The organism is Erythrobacter sp. HI0063, assembly GCF_001635685.1.
Classification (GTDB): domain Bacteria; phylum Pseudomonadota; class Alphaproteobacteria; order Sphingomonadales; family Sphingomonadaceae; genus Qipengyuania.
The window spans coordinates 1-236 of sequence record NZ_LWFF01000074.1; the positions used below are offsets into that span (position 1 = coordinate 1).

The following is a 236-nucleotide window of genomic DNA, read 5'->3' on the forward strand; positions in this document are numbered from 1 at the left end:
CGCCGAGCCGCCAGACCAGCCATCCCAGCGCCACCACCGTCAGCCCCATGGGCAAGGCCATCCAGGCGCGAAACCGCGCGAGCCAGGGGCCGGGGCGCGGTAGCAGCCGTCGAAGCCGGGGCACGAAACCGACTGCGACGAAGGGCAGCGCCAGCCCGACGCCCAGCGCCACGAAGATCGCCATGCCCTCCAGCGGAGCGAGCACCAGAGCCGCGCCAAGAGCGAGCGCCATGAAC

The 236-nt window shown here is 72.9% G+C and carries 1 pseudogene; it reads right to left on the minus strand.

The window, feature by feature from the left end:
- Window positions 1-236, minus strand: a pseudogene (locus tag A3736_RS17340) (thiol:disulfide interchange protein); the annotation flags it as partial.